The organism is Sulfitobacter sp., assembly GCF_036960155.1.
GTDB lineage: Bacteria > Pseudomonadota > Alphaproteobacteria > Rhodobacterales > Rhodobacteraceae > Sulfitobacter.
The window spans coordinates 632,143-649,073 of sequence record NZ_JBALWB010000001.1 but is presented as its reverse complement, the minus strand read 5'-3'; the positions used below and the strand labels follow the sequence as shown (position 1 = coordinate 649,073).

The window sequence follows — 16,931 nt, the reverse complement described above, 5'->3', positions numbered from 1 at the left end:
ATGCTCGATTCGCGATTGCCGCTGGCGCTTAATGGCGGCGGACTTGTGTGGCCTGATGAAGGCCCTATTGCCGTTTTTGCACCCTCTCCGGATGCCGATCTAGATGGTATCCCCAAAGAACGTGCCAAAATCGTTCATGATTTTTATCCCGCACACGCCGCTTGGTCTGGGCGCGGTTTTGATGTGGCTGTGGTAAGCGAAGACAGCTACGCCGCTGCGGTTGTTTGTTTGCCGCGCGCCAAAACTGAGGCGCGCGCGATGATTGCCGAGGCTTGCGCGCTGAGCAAAGGTGTTGTGGTGATTGATGGTCAAAAGACCGACGGCATTGAGGGCATTCTAAAAGCAATGAAAGCCCGCGTGAGCGTGCATGGCCCCGTCACCAAGGCGCACGGCAAATTATTCTGGATTGATGCGCCCGCCGCTGATTGCTTTGCCGATTGGGCCGCAGGGCCCCAGCTGGGAGAAGGCGGGTTTTGGACTGCGCCGGGTGTCTTTTCTGCAGATGGTGTCGATCTGGCGTCGGCGTTGCTGGCGGATGCATTGCCGGGCAAGTTGGGCAAACAGGTCTGTGATCTGGGCGCAGGCTGGGGCTTCCTTTCAGCGCATATTCTGATGCGTGAAGGGGTCGAGGCCGTTCACCTGGTTGAAGCAAATCACATGGCGCTTGAGTGTGCGCGCCGCAATGTTTCTGATCCCCGTGCTGAATTTCATTGGGCGGATGGCACCGATTGGGCACCAGCGTTCAAGTTGGATACCATTGTGATGAATCCGCCGTTTCATGTTGGACGGGCTGCAGAGCCACAAATCGGGCAGGCCTTTGTTGCGTCGGCTGCGCGGTTGTTGGCTCCTCATGGACATCTTTGGATGGTGGCGAATCGTCATTTGCCTTATGAAGCTGAACTGAAAACCCGTTTTATGCAGGTCGACGAAGTCGGCAGTGATGCGCGGTTCAAGCTATTCCATGCGTCGCGTCCTTTGCGTAAGCGCCGCGGACAGAGTTAAAGGACAGCACATGTCATTCTCTATTTCTGGCAAGACAGCAATTGTTACTGGGGCAGCCAATGGCATCGGCCTGTCCATAGCCCGCGCATTTGCGGATAAGGGCGCCAACGTGATGTGCGCCGATATGGATGAGAAAAAGCTCAAGCTTGAGTTGGGCGAGGCGCGAGACGAAGGCAATATCCGCTTTTTCGCTGGGGACCTGCGCCAACGGCTGACAATTGCGAATCTAGTTTCGGCCACAATCGATGCATTTGATCAGGTGGATATTCTGGTGAATGCTTCGCGTCAGGTGATGCCTACCGACGCTTTGGATGTAGATGATACCTCTGTTGAGATTTTGCTAGAACAGAACCTGATGACATCGCTTCGTTTGACCCAACAAGTGGCCAAGCGAATGATGAAACAAGCCAAAGAACAACCCGAAGGTCCTATAGGGTCGATCATCAACCTTAGCTCGGTTGCGGCGCAACACACACACCCCGAACTGATGGGCTATTCGATTGCAACTGCTGCCTTGGACCAAATGACCCGCTCTATGGCGCTAGCCTTGGCCCCACACCGCATCCGGGTGAATGCGGTTGCCTTTGGTTCTGTCATGTCTGCGTCCCTCAAGGCGTCAGTGGCCGAAAACCGTGAATGGCGTGATGATATTCGCAGTCACACACCTTTGGGCCGCATCGCTGCCCCGTCTGAGCTGGTTGACGCTGTTCAGTTTTTGGCCGCTGAAAGCTCAAGCTTTATGACGGGTGAAGTTATGGTCGTTGACGGCGGCCGTTCATTGCTGGACGCGGTTAGCGCTCCGGCGCACTAGTCGACGCTGCTCAAGCGACAGATGGCTGTATGCACAGCCTTGGATTAATTCGACAGAAAGCGCGATCATGACAACACCATTCGAGACAGAGAAAAACCGTGCCAGTGCATGGTTTAGCACACTGCGTGATGAAATTGTCTCCTCGTTTGAAAGGCTTGAGGCGTCTCATGTTGATGGACCACTCAGCGACATGAAGCCCGGCCAGTTCGAAGTGAGCAGTACAACACGCACATCTGATGACGGGTCCGACGCGGGCGGCGGTCTGATGAGCGTGATGCGAGGCGGGCGTGTCTTTGAAAAAGTGGGCGTAAATACCTCAACTGTTTATGGCACGTTGGGCGATCGCGCGCAAAAAGCGATGGCGGCGCGCGGCGTACCGGGCATGGCGGATGATCCACGGTTCTGGGCCTCTGGCATCAGCCTTGTTGCGCACATGCAAAACCCGCACGCGCCTGCGGTTCACATGAATACCCGCATGTTCTGGACCCCGGGTGCATGGTGGTTTGGGGGCGGTTCCGACCTGAACCCGTGCATTGAATATGATGAAGATACTGCGCATTTTCACGCCACCCAGCAACAACATCTAGATCCGCACGGAACCGATATTTATCCCAAGCTAAAAAAGTGGGCGGATGAGTATTTCTATATCCCTCACCGGAACCGCGCGCGCGGCGTTGGGGGCATCTTTATGGATGATCGCAATACTGGCGATTGGGAAGCCGATTTTGCCTTGACCCAAGATATAGGCCGCGCATTTTTGCCTGCATATGTTCCACTGGTAGAAAAGCGAAAGCCGCAGGTTTGGAACGACGCTGACAAGGACGCGCAGCTGATCCACCGTGGCCTCTATGCCGAGTATAATCTGGTTTATGACCGCGGTACAAAGTTCGGTTTAGAGACGGGTCATGACGCCAATGCAGTGCTCATGAGCCTACCTCCGATGGCGAAGTGGGTCTGACGCGCAAAATACCATGTTGTCAGGTGTTGTTTCTGTCTTGACGTAGGCGGGCGGCTATCATAGTTCACGGCGCACGGCGTTATAGCTCAGTTGGTTAGAGCGAACGACTCATAATCGTTAGGTCCCTGGTTCAAATCCAGGTAACGCCACCACTTTTCCCCATGTTTGTTTCGGTTAATGCGCATTGTTGCACTGCAATGCCGTTTTTTTGCATAATGAACAAAAGGCTTTGTTGATAGTTACATTTTCAACTGCTCTGTGTCTTTGACGGGGTAGACCAAAGTGAGGCTTCAAAAAGAAGCCCTGCGCGATCTCGCGTGACAATACTGGATGAGACGCATAGCGTTTCACGAAACGATATGCGCTGCACAGCAGTTTTGCTGATGATGTGGCGCTTCTAATGGGAGGAAGACCAATGAAACTCACACGTAAATCATTCCTAGGTATGGTAGGGGCCGCAGCGCTCGCCGCTGGTATGGGCACAGCGCCTGCCATGGCGCAGGACGTTACATTGCGCATGCACCAGTTCTTGCCAGCGCAGGCGAACGTACCAAACCTGATACTCTATCCGTGGGCCGACCGTGTCGAGGCGGCCAGCGAAGGCCGTATCAAGATTGAGCGGTATGCGTCCATGCAGCTTGGTGGTTCCCCACCAGAATTGATGGATCAGGCGATTGATGGCGTCGCAGACATCGTCTGGACGGTTGTTGGCTATACCCCTGGCCGCTATCCAAGCACCGAAGTATTCGAGCTTCCGTTCATGATGAATAACGCACGCGCGGCGTCTTCTGCGTATTGGCAGATGTTCGAGAAGAACATGAAGGACACTGAGTTCAAGGATGTGAAAATTCTTGCAACATGGGTCCACGGCCCCGGTGTGATCCACGCAAACAAAGTGATTGAAACGCCTGCCGATATGGAAGGCCTCAAGATGCGCGGCGGCTCACGTCTTGCCAGTGTGTTGCTGAGTAAGCTGGGCGCCACGCCTGTTGGTATGCCAGTGCCCGCCATCCCCGAAGCGCTTAGCAAGGGTGTTGTGGATGGTACGACCATCCCGTGGGAAGTAACCGGCGCGTTGAAAGTTCCTGAGCTGGTCAAGAACCACACTGAGTTTGAAGGCAATGCTCTTTATACGCTCGGCTTTGTGTTGGCGATGAACAAGGATCGTTTCGAAAGCCTTGATCCTGAGCTGCAGAAGGTTCTGGAAGAGAACTCTGGTCTTGAGTTTTCAATCCTTGCTGGTGGGACAATGGCAGATGCCGATGGCCCATCACGTCAAGCTGCTATTGATGCAGGGAACAACATCGTCACCGTATCCGGAGATGCAGTACAGGTGTGGAAAGACGCGGCGCAGCCCGTTTATGACGACTGGACAGCAGACATGACAAGCAAAGGCATCGATGGTCAGGCCCTGATCGACGAAGCGCGCGCACTGATGAATGCTTACAGCGAGTAAAGTCAAAAATCTGCGCGCCGGATGTCATTCCGGCGCGCAGTAGACTTACGTACAAGGGTCAAACATGCATCGCATTATCCGAAACCTTGCGCACGCCACGGCTTTGACTGGCGGCTGCGTTCTAATCGCTTTGGTCATCATGACCACGCTCTCTATTATTGGTCGCTCAGCAAATAAGTTCCTGCATGCTGATTTCTTTGAAACAAAGCTCACTGGTTTCTCGCAGTTCCTGCTTGATTTGGGTGTTGGCGAGATAAACGGTAACTATGAGTTGCTAGAAGCTGGCGTAGCCTTTGCCATCTTCTCGTTTTTGCCGATCTGTCAGTTTTACGGTGCGCATGCGTCGGTAGATGTTTTCACGTCCGTTTTACCTGCGCGGATCAATCGCTGGATTGTTGCCTTTTGGGAGGTGGTCCTAGCGGCTGTGATTCTGCTGATCATCTGGCGCCTTTACGGCGGGCTTCAACGGTATCTGGGCAACGGCGAAACAACATTTTTCCTGCAATTCCCTGTTTGGTGGTCCTACGCGGTTAGTTTTGTCGCGGGCATCGTTGCTTGTATTGTAGCAGTATATTGCGCGGCGGCGCGCATTGCCGAGGCTGTAGGTGGTTCTGCCATTCTACCGTCCGAGCATGGGGAACACTAAGCATGAGCAATCTTGAGCTGGGCTTTTGGTCCTTTCCGATCCTTTTGGTGATGGTTTTCCTGCGCGCGCCTATTGGGCTAGCGATGCTACTATGTGGCTTTGGCGGCTGGTTTATGGCGATGGGCGGCAACCCCGCGCCTCTGCTGGCCAAGCTGAAATCCGAAACTTACACAACGTTTTCCAGCTATTCGCTGACCATCATTCCTCTGTTCTTGTTGATGGGCCAGTTTGCTACACTGTCTGGTATGTCACAGGCCCTGTTTCGCGCTGCAGAGAGCTTCCTTGGTCACCGCCGTGGTGGTGTGGCTATGGCAGCTGTTGGCGCTTGTGCGGGCTTTGGTGCGATTTGTGGCTCTTCGCTGGCGACAGCCGCAACAATGTCAAAAGTCGCCCTGCCAGAGCTGAAACGCTATGGCTATTCGGGAGGGTTCTCAACGGCGACGCTAGCTGCGGGTGGTACGCTAGGTATTCTGATCCCACCATCCGTGATTTTGGTGATCTACGCGATCCTGACAGAGCAAAATATCGCAAAGCTGTTTTTGGCCGCTTTCATTCCCGGTATCTTGGCGGCAATTGGCTATGTCCTGACCATATCGATCTATGTGCGTCTGCACCCTGATGCGGCAGGCACGCGTCCTCCTGTCCCCATGTCCGAACGCTTTGCCGCGCTGAGTAAAACGTGGCCTGTTATGGCGATCTTTTTCTTGGTTGTTGGCGGTATCTACTTGGGGTGGTTTACCCCAACCGAAGCTGCGGCTGTTGGTGCTGCGGGGACAGGGCTTGTGGCCCTTTTGTCCGGTTCACTCGGCTGGGGAGTTCTGAAGCAAAGTCTGGTCGGAACGGCGCGTACTACAGCTATGATTTTCTTTATCGTGCTCGGTGCTGGTTTTTATAACGGTTTTCTCGCGCTTTCCGGTGTGCCGCAATTCATGGCCGACTGGGTTGTGACCCAAGGCCTCAGCCCATGGTTGGTGCTGTGCATCATACTTGTCTTTTACTTGATCTTTGGCTGCTTGATGGACAGCCTATCCATGATTTTGCTAACGGTCCCGATCTTCTTTCCTGTCATTTCCGCAATGGATTTTGGAATGAGCGCGGAACATGTCGCGATATGGTTTGGTATTTTGGTTTTGATTGTTGTTGAGGTCGGGCTGATTACGCCCCCGGTCGGGATGAACCTGTTTATCATTAACTCGATGGACCGTGAAACGCCGATGACCGAAACCTACAAAACGGTGATGTACTTCATTGCTTCAGACATCGTTCGGGTCATCATCTTGGTCGCGTTCCCATCAATTACCCTATTTTTACTGAGCTAGTACCGCGCATGTGAGGTGCTGCGTGTCGGCAGCACCGTATTCGAAAATCTGGTACTCCCAAAAAAAGGGCCGCGAAATACGCGGCCCTTTTGTCGTTCTAATTAGCGGTGAAGCGCTTTAGCTCCATGCCATCCGTGCTGGATGGTATTCGAAACTGATATGGTGGTCCGCACCTGTCAGGCCGTCTTTTGTATGGTTATAGAGCGAACGCCAGTAAGGCTGGATCGTAACGCCTTCGTCCTGAATCATCGCTTGACCTTTCATCATAAGAGCCCGGCGTTTTTCCACGTCCGGAGTGGCCAACGCTTGTGTCAGCAATGCGTCGAACTCTGCGTTTGACCAACCAAATTCGTTCCACGCTTCGCCGGAACGGTAGGCCAAAGCCCAGATCTGAACGCCAAGTGGGCGAGGGTTCCAGTTGGTTGAAGAGAAGGAGTACTTCGTCCAGTCATTCCAGAATGTGGAGCCGGGTAGGATTGTCCGCTTCACCTTGATACCTGCGTCGCGCAGCTGGGCTGCCACGGCGTCAGTTGTATCTTTGCGCCATGCATCGTCGATTGAGAACAATTCGTGCTCAAAGTCGGCCATGCCTGCTTCTTCCATCAGGGCCTTAGCACCTGCTGGGTCTACCTTGCGTGCAGGCAGTTCGGCATATTCGGGGTGCATTGGACCAACATGGTGGTTTTCGGCTGGAATGCCTCGACCGCTATAGCCCAGCTCAAGCAGGACATTGTTATCCACAGCCATCGCAAGGGCCTGACGGACACGAACGTCCTCGTAGGGGCGCTTGCCGTCTACTTCGGCCAGCTGGTTCGGGCGAACGACGATGGTCGCTGCTGTGGCGATTTCATGCTCTACCCAGCCGTCGAGGCTGGACATGATATCAATGAATTCACCTTCCATGGAATAGAACGCATCGACTTCCTCGGCTTCAGCAGCCGCAATCCATGCGGACGGGTCTGTACCGTAGTCGATGTACTCCAAGCGGTCGATGTAGGGTCCGCCAGTTAGTTCGGTTCCCCACCATGTGTGATCAGCGTTCTTGACCAGCACACCTTTGACGCCAACTTCGAGGGTTTCTGGCAGGTAAGGGCCAGTTCCGATCGGGTTGTCGATCATAGAGTCTGCGCTGAACGAGCTGTGTACGATTGCCGCAGGATAATCAGCCATACCAGCAATCAATGTGATGTCTGGCGCGGGCAAGTTCAGTTTGATTGTGTGGCTATCCACAACTTCGATGACGCCATCAGCTGCTTTACCGGAGGCTTCGTCGATCAATGTCGCAAAGCGGCCTGCCATTGAGTTGCCCTCAAGGGACTTATCACACCAGCCTGTGATATTGCGTGCAACGTCATCAGCAGTAAAATCTTCGCCGTTGTTCCACGTTACGCCTTTACGGACGTTCAATGTGTACTGTGTGGCGTCATCATTGATCTCCCAGCTTTCCAGCAGGGCAGGAGTGAACGTACCGTCGTTTTCGTAGATGGCGAGATATTCCAACCAACCGCGTGAGAAGTTTGCGATCTGAGACCAGTCATATGTACGCGGGTCTTTTAGTGCGCGGACTTCCATCTGCATGCGCACAGTGCCGCCCATCTTTTTGTCTGCATGAGATGCTGCTTGTGCTGGCGCTGCCATGCCGATCATGGCGTATGCTGTAGCCGTAGTGGCGCCAAAGGCGCTGGCCATTGCAAGGAATTCGCGGCGGTTAACGGGATCTGCTTTGGCTTGATCTGCGCTATCCAGAATGGACTGCGGCAGCGGTTTGCCAGTGCGGGTGGTGAATGTCATCTATCTTCCTCTCTGTTGTACAAGTGGCGGCACGTCGTTTGGTGTGCTGCCACGTAAGACCCATTGAAGGGTTTGGCGACTGTAGGTTTTTCCTACTATTGGTGCGGCCGGACGCTCGGGCACTGAAGGCGGATGATTGTTTGATACGGCTTGTCCGTCAACCCCAAGAAGGGGGGAATATATCGACCAACTTTACGCCCCGTTTGGAAAACAAGGCCATCTGCGGCAAACAGTGTTGGTGCAAAGGGGCAATAACGACATTTGCCTGCGCTCAACGTCGCCTTGGAGATAGTGGCGCTTTCTTTGCCGCTTCCTCATTCGGTGGGCTGACATTGGGTTTGCGACAGTAAAAAGTCGATTTATTCAGTTGAAGGCGCTTTTAGCCTTCAACAAAGATCAAATTTGCCGATTCTTCGCATCTGGATAAAATGCATCCTGCCTCTAAATGGATCATCTTTGGGATCACAGCAAAGGCTAGCCAAACACTTTAGAAGTCGGCGTCAACACCCGGCAAGTTTAAGGCTTTAATCAGGTCGCGCAACTCTTGGCGGGCTGCGATGTTGGAGATATTAAGCTGTTTGACCCCGATATCCTTGAGATCCAGCAGCGTCAGGCCGCGAGGGAACAGTTCGCGAAAAATGACGCGTTCGTTAAATCCCGGTGCAATCCTAAAACCGATACGCTTGCTGAGGTTTTGAACCGCCCGCTCCATCTTGTCCTTGTTGACCATCCGCTGTGCGCCCATTCGGTTGCGTACAACGACCCAGTCAATCGGAGGTAGGCCGGCCTGCGCGCGCAATTGCCGCGCGTTCCAGACCATTTCGGAATAGACCGATGGGCCGGTGATCTTATCGCCTGAGGCGTCAGTATGGGCCAGTAGATCAAAATCGATAAAGCTGTCGTTCAACGGGGTGATCAGCGTATCAGCAAGGCTGTGTGCAACTTGGCTCAATCGCGTGTGGGAGCCGGGGCAGTCGATAAGGATGAAGTCGTTGTTTGGTTCCAGCTCAGCCACAGCGGCGGATAGGCGGTGGTCATAGACATTCTCGCCTGGCTTTAGATTGCTTGCGTCAACTTCGGGCAATTCGTGACAACGAGGGCTGGGGAGCTCTAGGCCGGATTCTTTGAGAAAGGACTGACGATTCTCGGCGTAACGGCCAAATGTGCGCTGACGTAAATCTAAATCCAACGCGCTGACTTGGTGACCCATTCGAGCCAAGGCAGTAGCAACGTGCATAGAAACCGTAGATTTCCCTGCGCCGCCTTTTTCGTTTCCGACGACGATAATATGCGCCATGCCCGATACCTTCTTATTCGTTGCCTGCCTTAGCGCAGGGTGCTGATAATGGCACTATATGTGGGGTTTGGGCCTTTGGAAAGCATTGAACGCCCGACATATGAAACACTGGGACATCCTTGCCGCCTTTGACGAAAAAAAGTTGCAGTGCATTTAATGGCCGACGCCCATTTTGGACCCAGCATAATCCGGACCTTCAGACGAAAAAAGGCGTACCCAATGGGTACGCCTTTTAATCCGAAATATTGAGGTGGGTTTAGAAGCCCAGACCTGCGTACTTGTTTTTGAACTTGGACACGCGGCCACCAGTATCCAGCAGACGACCGGATGTGCCGGTCCATGCTGGGTGTACTGTAGGGTCGATATCAAGCGACAGTTGATCGCCTTCTTTGCCCCAAGTTGATTTCATTTCCAAGATCGTGCCGTCGGTCATTTTGACGTTGATCGTATGGTACTCGGGATGTGTATCGGTTTTCATCTAACTTACCCCTTCGGTGCTTTGTAGTGTGCGTTCTCGACGATACGCGCGGATTTACCACGGCGTGTACGCAGATAGTACAACTTGGCGCGACGTACACGACCGCGGCGAACCACGGTGATGTTGTCGATGTTTGTGGAGTGCAGCGGGAATACACGCTCCACACCTTCGCCAAAAGAAATCTTGCGAACAGTGAATGCGCCGGCAATACCTTTGCCGTGCTTGCGGCTGATGCAAACGCCTTCGTAGTTCTGCACACGGGTACGTGTGCCTTCGGTGACTTTAAAGCCAACCCGGATCGTGTCGCCAGCGCGGAAATCAGGGATTTCCTTGGCGAGTTCGGCGATGTGTTCCGCCTCGATTTGAGCAATCAGGTTCATCTGATGCGTCTCCTATGATGCTCGTGGTATGCCACGAAGTTTTTAATGTGATCCCAGAGCTTCGGTCTGTCTATCGGGTCTGCGCACAGCCCACCGGAGGTAACGATCTTCTTTGCTTGGTATGCGCGCATAGCGCAAACACCCTGAGTCGCAATTTAGCGATTCTGAGTTGTTGCGCGTATAGGCTTGATGGGGGAGCGGATCAAGGGGCGAGTTGTTTGGAAGGGGCTTGATCCATGTCAAAATACGACTGCCGTCGTGGGGTATGTTTGGGGCAAAGAATATGACTTTGGAAGGGACCTGAATGACTGACGCGCCAAAAGACCAAATCAAAGAGGCACGTAATGCCCAAATCGTAGGATTCGAGCAGGGTGAATATCCCTATAAAACCAAATTATCTCGCCGTGCCTATGAAGCTGAAAAGGCGGCGTTGCAGGTTGAGCTGCTGAAGGTTCAGCATTGGATTCAAGAGACGGGACAGAAATTTGTGTTGTTGTTTGAAGGGAGGGATGCTGCTGGTAAAGGCGGCACGATCAAGCGCTTTACAGAACATCTAAACCCACGTGCCGTGCGGGTTGTTGCCCTCAATAAACCAACGGATAAAGAGCGCGGCCAATGGTACTTCCAGCGATACGTTAAGCATCTGCCAACAAACGGTGAAATGGTTCTTTATGACCGTTCGTGGTATAACCGTGCGGGCGTTGAGCGCGTGATGGATTTCTGTGAGCCTGCAGAATATCTTGAATTTATGCGTCAAACACCTGAGTTCGAACGCATGTTGGCCCGTAGCGGTATTCGGCTTTTCAAATATTGGTTCTCGGTCACACGCGAAGAGCAAAAACAACGCTTTGCCTCACGAGAAACAGATCCGCTGAAGCGCTGGAAACTGTCACCGATTGATCGTGCAAGCTTAGGTAAGTGGGACGATTACACCGAGGCCAAAGAGGCGATGTTCTTTTATACAGACACCGCAGATGCGCCTTGGACAGTAATCCGCTCCAACGACAAAAAGCGGGCGCGCCTTACCTGCATGCGTCACTTCCTGTCCGAGCTGGATTATCCTGAAAAAGACCCCGAAGTGGCCAAAGCGCCGGATCCTAAAATCTTTCATCAGGCCGAAGCATTGTTGCAGCAAAGCCAACACATCTTGGCTTCATCTTTACACCCGAAACACCGCAAATCTTAAAGAGGAAGAGTATGTCACATACCCCACACGAACTTCACGAAGAATTCCCGCAACAAGTAAAACAGATGGCTGCCTTGCGCCAATCTGATGCGCATTTCGCCAAGATGTCAGATGCATATCATACCTTGAATCGCGCCATTCACCGCGCCGAAGCCGATGTAGAACCGACCAGCGATGAGAATATGCAAAAGATGCGCCGTGAGCGGATGACGTTGAAAGATGATATCGCGGCGTACCTGCGGGAAAACGCCTGAACTTTGGAGGCATCTCAGGCCGACGAGATGCCTCTGTCGCCCTTATGGAATGGCGAATCCGAAGCTTGTTTTTTAGTAAAGTTTCATACCCATCAGTACGATCTCGGAATACATATGGTCGATCTCTGCCGGTAGCAGGCTGGTTCCCTTGTAAAACCGGGGCACTTCTATCTGTTCTGTGGCATCTGGGGTTGCGCCGTTCACCAACCGGCTATCAATGCTGAAAACACCGCCCACTTCAGGCAGCAACGTGTCGGCGATCACACGGCCATGTGCGGCTAGCAATTCAGGTTGACCCACATAGACGACCTCATGTGTGACGTATTCATTGACCTTTTGTTTGACAGAAAGAACCAGCGTGATCGGCCCATCGGATGTCTCGATCACCATAGGCTTGAGATTGAGGTCTGCATGATCCGCCAATACTTGGGCATCAACGGGATTTAAGTCAGCGTCCGCCAAAGGGTCTAGGGTTTGGGATAAGGGGGCGGTGCCGTTTTGCTGCCAGACATGCCGCTGGGCATCCAGCACTTTGAACCCAATCCGGTCTACCAGCGGCAATGCCGCTTTAGCGCTGGTCAGGTTGGTCGACGTTGCCTCAGGGTCGGCCATCGCATGATGCATCAGTTTTTCACCAAGGCCCATGCCGCGATGTGTTTTCAAGACATACCATGAGGTCAGGTTGCGATAGCGCCGCGGGCCGCGCGGGGTGTGGCGCAGACTGTCATTCATGCCCATCACGCCAACCAATTGGTCGCCATCCCGCGCGGTCACTGCAAATTCACCGTTTTTGCCGCCCCAACGATTGGCGAGCAAACGCTTCCAGCCATCCGCACCCCATTTTGCACGCGGGAACGCAGCATGCATAAAGGCCTCAACCTCAGCGCGCTGATCTATCGTGGCAAAGGTAACATTCAACATGGCTTAGGCTTCCTTTTGCATTTCAGGGACGGTTACCCACATTCCGCGTGTTCGGGCAAACAGCTGATCCGAAAATTCCCAGATATCATCGCCTGTCTGTAGGTGGTGGGTCACGTAACCGATGGGCTTTGTAGGTGCATTCATGCGGCGGTCTTTTAGGTGTTCCAGAAACATCGCCAGCATCTTGGCTTCGCCGCGAAAGACGCGGTCATATTTCCAGCGGATCGGATCGAGGTGCGCATCAATATGCACGAGCCCTTCAACGGGTGCCGCATCGCCGCGCCCTTCATAGGCGGATAGAAAACTATACCCCCATTCGGGCAGCAGCCTGCGGGTGGCATCCCCGATCCGGTTCCACGGCGGGACAAATGCGTTCAATAAACGGGGCATTTGCGCAGTCTGCAAAATGTTCCACCCTTGCTGAAGGTCGTCTTTTTGCAAGGTGAGGTCGCGGGTGTTCCCAACTTCCGATGCGGGCAGGCCCTTTGGTTCGTGGTTGATGTGGCGCAGACCGTGTTGCAGGACATATGCGTGATCTGTGTCACGCAGACGTAGAACCAGATCGGGCTGTAGCCCCTCAGGGATCACGGAAATATGCGCTGGAACGCTATAGGTTTGGGAAAGATGTAGCAGGCGCTCTAGCGCGGGTGTGACTGTTTGGGCGTCGTCATCGCGCCACCACAGTTGCGGGGTGATGCCTGCGGCGTCCCATTGTTCCAGTTCGGTGTCCAGTGCGATCCAATCAGTCATGGATCTGCGCTTTATGTGCTGCCCACAGATCGGGGCGGCGTTCCTGAGTGAGCTTGTGAGACATTTCACGCCGCCATTTTGCAATCTCGGCGTGGTTGCCCGACATCAGAACAGGAGGGATTTCGTGACCCTTCCACTCGGCGGGTTTGGTGTACTGAGGGTGCTCTAACAACCCGGCAGAGTGGCTTTCCTCAACTGTGCTATCGGCGTTGCCCAAAACACCGGGCAACAGGCGTACGGTTGCATCGATCATGGCTTGAGCTGCCAGTTCACCACCCGTCATCACAAAATCCCCAAGGGAGACTTCGGTTATGCCGTAGTGTTCGATGACGCGTTCATCTACGCCTTCAAAGCGACCACACAGCATGGTCACGCCAGCGCAATCGGCCAAATCGCGGGCCATAGCCTGATCAAACCGCCGTCCACGTGGCGACATGTACAAGATCGGCCACCGGCCTTGCGCGCGTGACTGCACCGCCTCAATTGCTGGACCAACAACATCGGCGCGCAGCACCATGCCTGCGCCACCACCAGCAGGGGTGTCGTCAACATTGCGATGTTTCGTGAGGCCGTGCGCGCGCAGATCATGGGGGTGCAACTGCCAACGCCCTTCTTTTAGGGCGCGGCCCGTCAGGCTGGCACCCAACACACCGGGGAACAGTTCGGGGAATAGGGTGAGGATATGGGCCTGCCATACATGTGCATAATCAGGCACGTCGCGCATCAGTTCGCGCGGTTTTAGGCTGGGGATCACGCGTTGTTTCCCGTGTGAGCGGTTGGGCGGTGTCATGTTTGTGGTCCTTTACCCAGCAACGCATCCTTTGCGGTGTTGCGTGCTTTGGTGTCTGTATGTGTTCGGTTGATCTCTAGCAAGGCGGCGAGAGTGTTCTCACTCAGACGTGTGTTTTGCGGTGGTTGCGGTACAAGGGCCGCGCGAATGTCCGCAGGAATATCGCATATGTCCAATACAGGGTCTGCTGGCCCAAGGGGCAGGGACGCGCAGTCCTCAAGGGCATAGCTGTGTACGGGAGCTGGTACGCGACGCGTTACATCTTGGACGATTTGCGCAAGGTCGGATGCGCCAGCGTAGCGTTGAATGTAGTTATCATAATCCAATGTCATGCCCGATGATTTTACGTGTTCTGCCCATGCAGAGCGTTGCCAATCAGCCCGGTTGCGGGTTGCAAAGACAAAGTGAACGGGCGTTTTGGGAAAGGCGGCTTTCGCACGTTCCCAGAAAAGATACATCAACACCGGAGTTGCGCTATAATCAGTAAGCGCGCCGCGTCCGGGCATATGCCCCGATAGTTCTTCGGCGCTCATCAATAATGTCCGGCGTGGCATGCCGGGCAGGTCCGTTAGCAACGCATCAAAGCGGCGGCTTACCTTGTCCAACGCATCCGGAGTGCCATCGGTAGAATACCCACGCGTTGCATGCATCAATTCCTGCATCTGACCTTTGAGGCGGATTGCGAGGGCTGGCATCAGGGCTTTGCGGTTGTCTCGCAAGACAGCTTGAACCGTCGAGGTGCCCGTTTTATGAAACCCTGCATGAATAACGATTTTACGCGGCATCTTTGGCCTCATCTAGGAAGGCTCGTTTGGCCTTGCGCAGGGCTGTAGGTTCTAGATTTGAACGGTTAAGGGCCAGAAGTTCGGCTTTGATTTCGTCAGATAGGGCGGCATTGCGAAGAACGCCTGCTTTCAATACCGCGCGGCATTCAGGACTAAGATTCAATTGATCCAATAGGGCTTCGGCTGGACCCAAGGGGCGTTCGATATGTTCCTCAAGGGATGTGCTTACAAGTGCATGGTCCGAGATTTCGCGTTTGATCAGATCAAGGGTCTTGTCATGATCCGCTGAAGTCTTGAAACGCTTGAGATAGTCTTCTTCGTCCCACACCATGCGGGACGCCTGAAGATGTTGCGTGTAGCAGCTTCGCAGCCAAGGATCAGCTGCACGTGTGGTAAAGAAAAACGTCAACTCATCATCAGGGGCTGCCGCCTTAAAGGCCACCGAAAGAGCACGCATCAAATGCGGCGTGGCACCATATCCATGTAACCCGTGACGTCCCGGCATGTGACCGCTTAGATCTTCTGAGGTGATGAGGATGGTGTTCGCATCCTCTTCTTGCAATGTCTCGGCCAGCAACGCCGCCTCGTATTTTACCAACCCCAGATCATAGTCTTCACGCGAACGGCTATAGGCGCGTGCGGTTTCGCATAGGGCGGTCATACTGGGGCGCAGCACCAGACGGATATCGGGCCGTAACGCTGCACGGTTTGCGCGCAGTGTTTGTTGCAGGCTGGTGGTGCCAGTTTTGTGAAATCCCGCGTGGATGATGATGCGCCGCACGCTCAACTCTCGGTGGGTGCAGGCTTTGGCGTGGGCAAAATGCCATCGGGCGGGTCAGCGATGATCCGGCCAGCGGCAAGGTCTACCGTGGGCACTGCCGCTAGTGTGAAAGGCAGGAATGTGGTAGTTGAGGTTCCGCTAAGTTGTAGCTCTAGCAAATCATCAGCGCCGTGGTTTTGGACTGTTTTTACACGGCCCAGCAATTCGCCACCAGTATCATAGACGTCCAATCCAATCAGATCGGCATGGTAATATTCGTCATCGGGCAATGATGGTAGTTGGTTGCGCGGTGCATACAGCTTTGTAGCGCGCATGACATCAGCATCTTCTTTTGTCGCGATCTCGGGCAGCCGGGCGGAATAGCCGTTTTTGATGGGTCGCAGAATGGCCAATGCAAACTGTTGCTCGCCGGCTTCATCTGTCAGTGGGCTATAGTTTTGAATGTCTTCGGGAATAGCACAAAAGCTTTTGACTCGCATTTCGCCCTTAACGCCATAAGAACCTGAAATAACACCAACACAAATAAGATCATCGTTCATTGGGACACCCCTGAATTTACACAAACTGAACCCGTCCATTGGCCATCGCCAGACGTACATTCGGCCTTCATCAACATCTCTTTGGCCTGAAAGCCAAGGTAAGCACCAACGCCAAGAACAACGGAGAATTTAAGTAGTCGGAACATTAGCGGTCCTCAATATGCAGGGATGCGGCACGCGCCTCCCAGCCTTTTGTTTCAAGCTCTGGTGTTAGGGATACATCGCGCGGCCAGCCAAGGCAAAGATAAGCGACAAGGGACCAGCCTTCTGGTGCATCCAGATCACGGCACAATTGTTCAGGATCCAAAACAGAGACCCACCCGATGCCTAGGCCCAGTGTGCGGGCGTGGAGCCACATCAACGTGATAGCACCCACCACGGAATAGCGGCGCATTTCCGGCATGCTAGCCACGCCAAGGCCAGAACCCTTGGGCGTGTTATCATCACAGAATATAGCGAGATGTTCAGGTGCTTCGCGCATGCCAGATAGTTTGAGTGACGCATAAAGCGAAGCTTTATCGCCGCTGTATCCTTCAAGGGCACGTGCATTTGCAGTTTGGTAATTATCAAGCGCGGCTTTGCGCGCGGCTTCAGAACGGATACGCATGACGCGCCAAGGTTCTGATAGCCCGACGGAAGGGGCCAAAGAAAGAGTGGAGAGGCACTCTTGAACAAGTGCCTCATCCACTGGATCCGTGCGAAACTGGCGCACATCGCGGCGCCATCGCATCAGGTCGGTCAGCCCGGCACGGAAATCATCTGAAAACTCATGCATACCGGGCTGTCC

Annotated in this window: 20 protein-coding genes and 1 tRNA gene; 9 read left to right on the top strand and 12 right to left on the bottom strand. The window is 53.9% G+C overall.

What is annotated here, in order from left to right; all coding sequences use genetic code 11:
* From V7775_RS03300 to V7775_RS03270, 7 genes are all read left to right on the top strand, one after another.
* Positions 1–1,002: a class I SAM-dependent methyltransferase gene (locus tag V7775_RS03300; RefSeq protein WP_335750433.1), complete on the top strand. Its 1,002-nt coding sequence runs from the start codon at positions 1–3 to the stop codon at positions 1,000–1,002.
* A 10-nt stretch (positions 1,003–1,012) separates the two neighbouring features.
* Entirely contained in the window at positions 1,013–1,813 is an 801-nt protein-coding gene (locus V7775_RS03295; protein WP_335750432.1) for an SDR family NAD(P)-dependent oxidoreductase, read from the top strand.
* A 67-nt stretch (positions 1,814–1,880) separates the two neighbouring features.
* The gene (gene hemF, locus V7775_RS03290; protein ID WP_335750431.1) at positions 1,881–2,771 is read left to right on the top strand and encodes an oxygen-dependent coproporphyrinogen oxidase; all 891 of its coding nucleotides are present in this window, start codon (positions 1,881–1,883) and stop codon (positions 2,769–2,771) included.
* 75 nt (positions 2,772–2,846) lie between these two features.
* Positions 2,847–2,923: transfer RNA gene (locus tag V7775_RS03285), tRNA-Met, on the top strand.
* A 263-nt stretch (positions 2,924–3,186) separates the two neighbouring features.
* Entirely contained in the window at positions 3,187–4,227 is a 1,041-nt protein-coding gene (locus tag V7775_RS03280; RefSeq protein WP_335750430.1) for a TRAP transporter substrate-binding protein, read from the top strand.
* Positions 4,228–4,291: 64 nt separating this feature from the next.
* A complete protein-coding gene (locus tag V7775_RS03275) occupies positions 4,292–4,873 on the top strand; it encodes a TRAP transporter small permease (RefSeq protein ID WP_335750429.1) in 582 nt (193 codons plus the stop codon).
* A gap of 2 nt (positions 4,874–4,875) precedes the next feature.
* Complete coding sequence (locus V7775_RS03270) at positions 4,876–6,192, top strand: TRAP transporter large permease (RefSeq protein WP_335750428.1); 1,317 nt, start codon at positions 4,876–4,878, stop codon at positions 6,190–6,192.
* Between the two features lie 117 nt (positions 6,193–6,309).
* On the opposite strand, the gene V7775_RS03265 is transcribed toward V7775_RS03270, so the two are convergent.
* The 4 genes from V7775_RS03265 to rplS all read right to left on the bottom strand — a co-directional run bounded on the left by V7775_RS03265 (position 6,310) and on the right by rplS (position 10,138).
* A complete protein-coding gene (locus V7775_RS03265) occupies positions 6,310–7,983 on the bottom strand; it encodes an ABC transporter substrate-binding protein (RefSeq protein WP_335750427.1) in 1,674 nt (557 codons plus the stop codon).
* A 487-nt stretch (positions 7,984–8,470) separates the two neighbouring features.
* Positions 8,471–9,280: a division plane positioning ATPase MipZ gene (locus tag V7775_RS03260; RefSeq protein ID WP_335750426.1), complete on the bottom strand. Its 810-nt coding sequence runs from the start codon at positions 9,278–9,280 to the stop codon at positions 8,471–8,473.
* 256 nt (positions 9,281–9,536) lie between these two features.
* Positions 9,537–9,758 (bottom strand): 50S ribosomal protein L31, encoded by a 222-nt coding sequence (gene rpmE / locus V7775_RS03255; protein WP_335750425.1) that lies wholly within the window; start codon positions 9,756–9,758, stop codon positions 9,537–9,539.
* A 5-nt stretch (positions 9,759–9,763) separates the two neighbouring features.
* The gene (gene rplS, locus V7775_RS03250; RefSeq protein ID WP_335750424.1) at positions 9,764–10,138 is read right to left on the bottom strand and encodes a 50S ribosomal protein L19; all 375 of its coding nucleotides are present in this window, start codon (positions 10,136–10,138) and stop codon (positions 9,764–9,766) included.
* 304 nt (positions 10,139–10,442) lie between these two features.
* On the opposite strand from rplS, the gene ppk2 reads away from it, so the two are divergent.
* Complete coding sequence (ppk2, locus tag V7775_RS03245; RefSeq protein WP_335750423.1) at positions 10,443–11,324, top strand: polyphosphate kinase 2; 882 nt, start codon at positions 10,443–10,445, stop codon at positions 11,322–11,324.
* Between the two features lie 11 nt (positions 11,325–11,335).
* Complete coding sequence (locus tag V7775_RS03240; RefSeq protein WP_335750422.1) at positions 11,336–11,578, top strand: YdcH family protein; 243 nt, start codon at positions 11,336–11,338, stop codon at positions 11,576–11,578.
* 72 nt (positions 11,579–11,650) lie between these two features.
* On the opposite strand, the gene V7775_RS03235 is transcribed toward V7775_RS03240, so the two are convergent.
* The 8 genes from V7775_RS03235 to bluB are packed head-to-tail and all read right to left on the bottom strand — an operon-like array spanning position 11,651 to position 16,919.
* Positions 11,651–12,499 carry a GNAT family N-acetyltransferase gene (locus tag V7775_RS03235; RefSeq protein WP_335750421.1) on the bottom strand — a complete coding sequence of 283 codons (849 nt, stop codon included), beginning with the start codon at positions 12,497–12,499 and terminating at the stop codon, positions 11,651–11,653.
* A gap of 3 nt (positions 12,500–12,502) precedes the next feature.
* Entirely contained in the window at positions 12,503–13,249 is a 747-nt protein-coding gene (locus V7775_RS03230) for a polysaccharide deacetylase family protein (RefSeq protein ID WP_335750420.1), read from the bottom strand.
* Positions 13,242–14,039: a tRNA (guanosine(37)-N1)-methyltransferase TrmD gene (gene trmD / locus V7775_RS03225; RefSeq protein WP_335750419.1), complete on the bottom strand. Its 798-nt coding sequence runs from the start codon at positions 14,037–14,039 to the stop codon at positions 13,242–13,244. Before trmD ends, V7775_RS03230 begins: the two co-directional genes overlap by 8 nt.
* A complete protein-coding gene (locus tag V7775_RS03220) occupies positions 14,036–14,824 on the bottom strand; it encodes a hypothetical protein (protein WP_335750418.1) in 789 nt (262 codons plus the stop codon). Before V7775_RS03220 ends, trmD begins: the two co-directional genes overlap by 4 nt.
* The gene (locus tag V7775_RS03215; RefSeq protein ID WP_335750417.1) at positions 14,814–15,605 is read right to left on the bottom strand and encodes a hypothetical protein; all 792 of its coding nucleotides are present in this window, start codon (positions 15,603–15,605) and stop codon (positions 14,814–14,816) included. The genes V7775_RS03220 and V7775_RS03215 overlap by 11 nt, the downstream gene beginning before the upstream one ends.
* Positions 15,606–15,607: 2 nt before the next feature.
* The gene (gene rimM, locus V7775_RS03210) at positions 15,608–16,144 is read right to left on the bottom strand and encodes a ribosome maturation factor RimM (protein WP_335750416.1); all 537 of its coding nucleotides are present in this window, start codon (positions 16,142–16,144) and stop codon (positions 15,608–15,610) included.
* Entirely contained in the window at positions 16,141–16,290 is a 150-nt protein-coding gene (locus tag V7775_RS03205) for a hypothetical protein (RefSeq protein WP_335750415.1), read from the bottom strand. Before V7775_RS03205 ends, rimM begins: the two co-directional genes overlap by 4 nt.
* Positions 16,290–16,919, bottom strand: a complete 630-nt coding sequence (gene bluB, locus V7775_RS03200) for a 5,6-dimethylbenzimidazole synthase (RefSeq protein WP_335750414.1) — start codon at positions 16,917–16,919, stop codon at positions 16,290–16,292. Before bluB ends, V7775_RS03205 begins: the two co-directional genes overlap by 1 nt.
* Between the last annotated feature and the right edge of the window lie 12 nt (positions 16,920–16,931).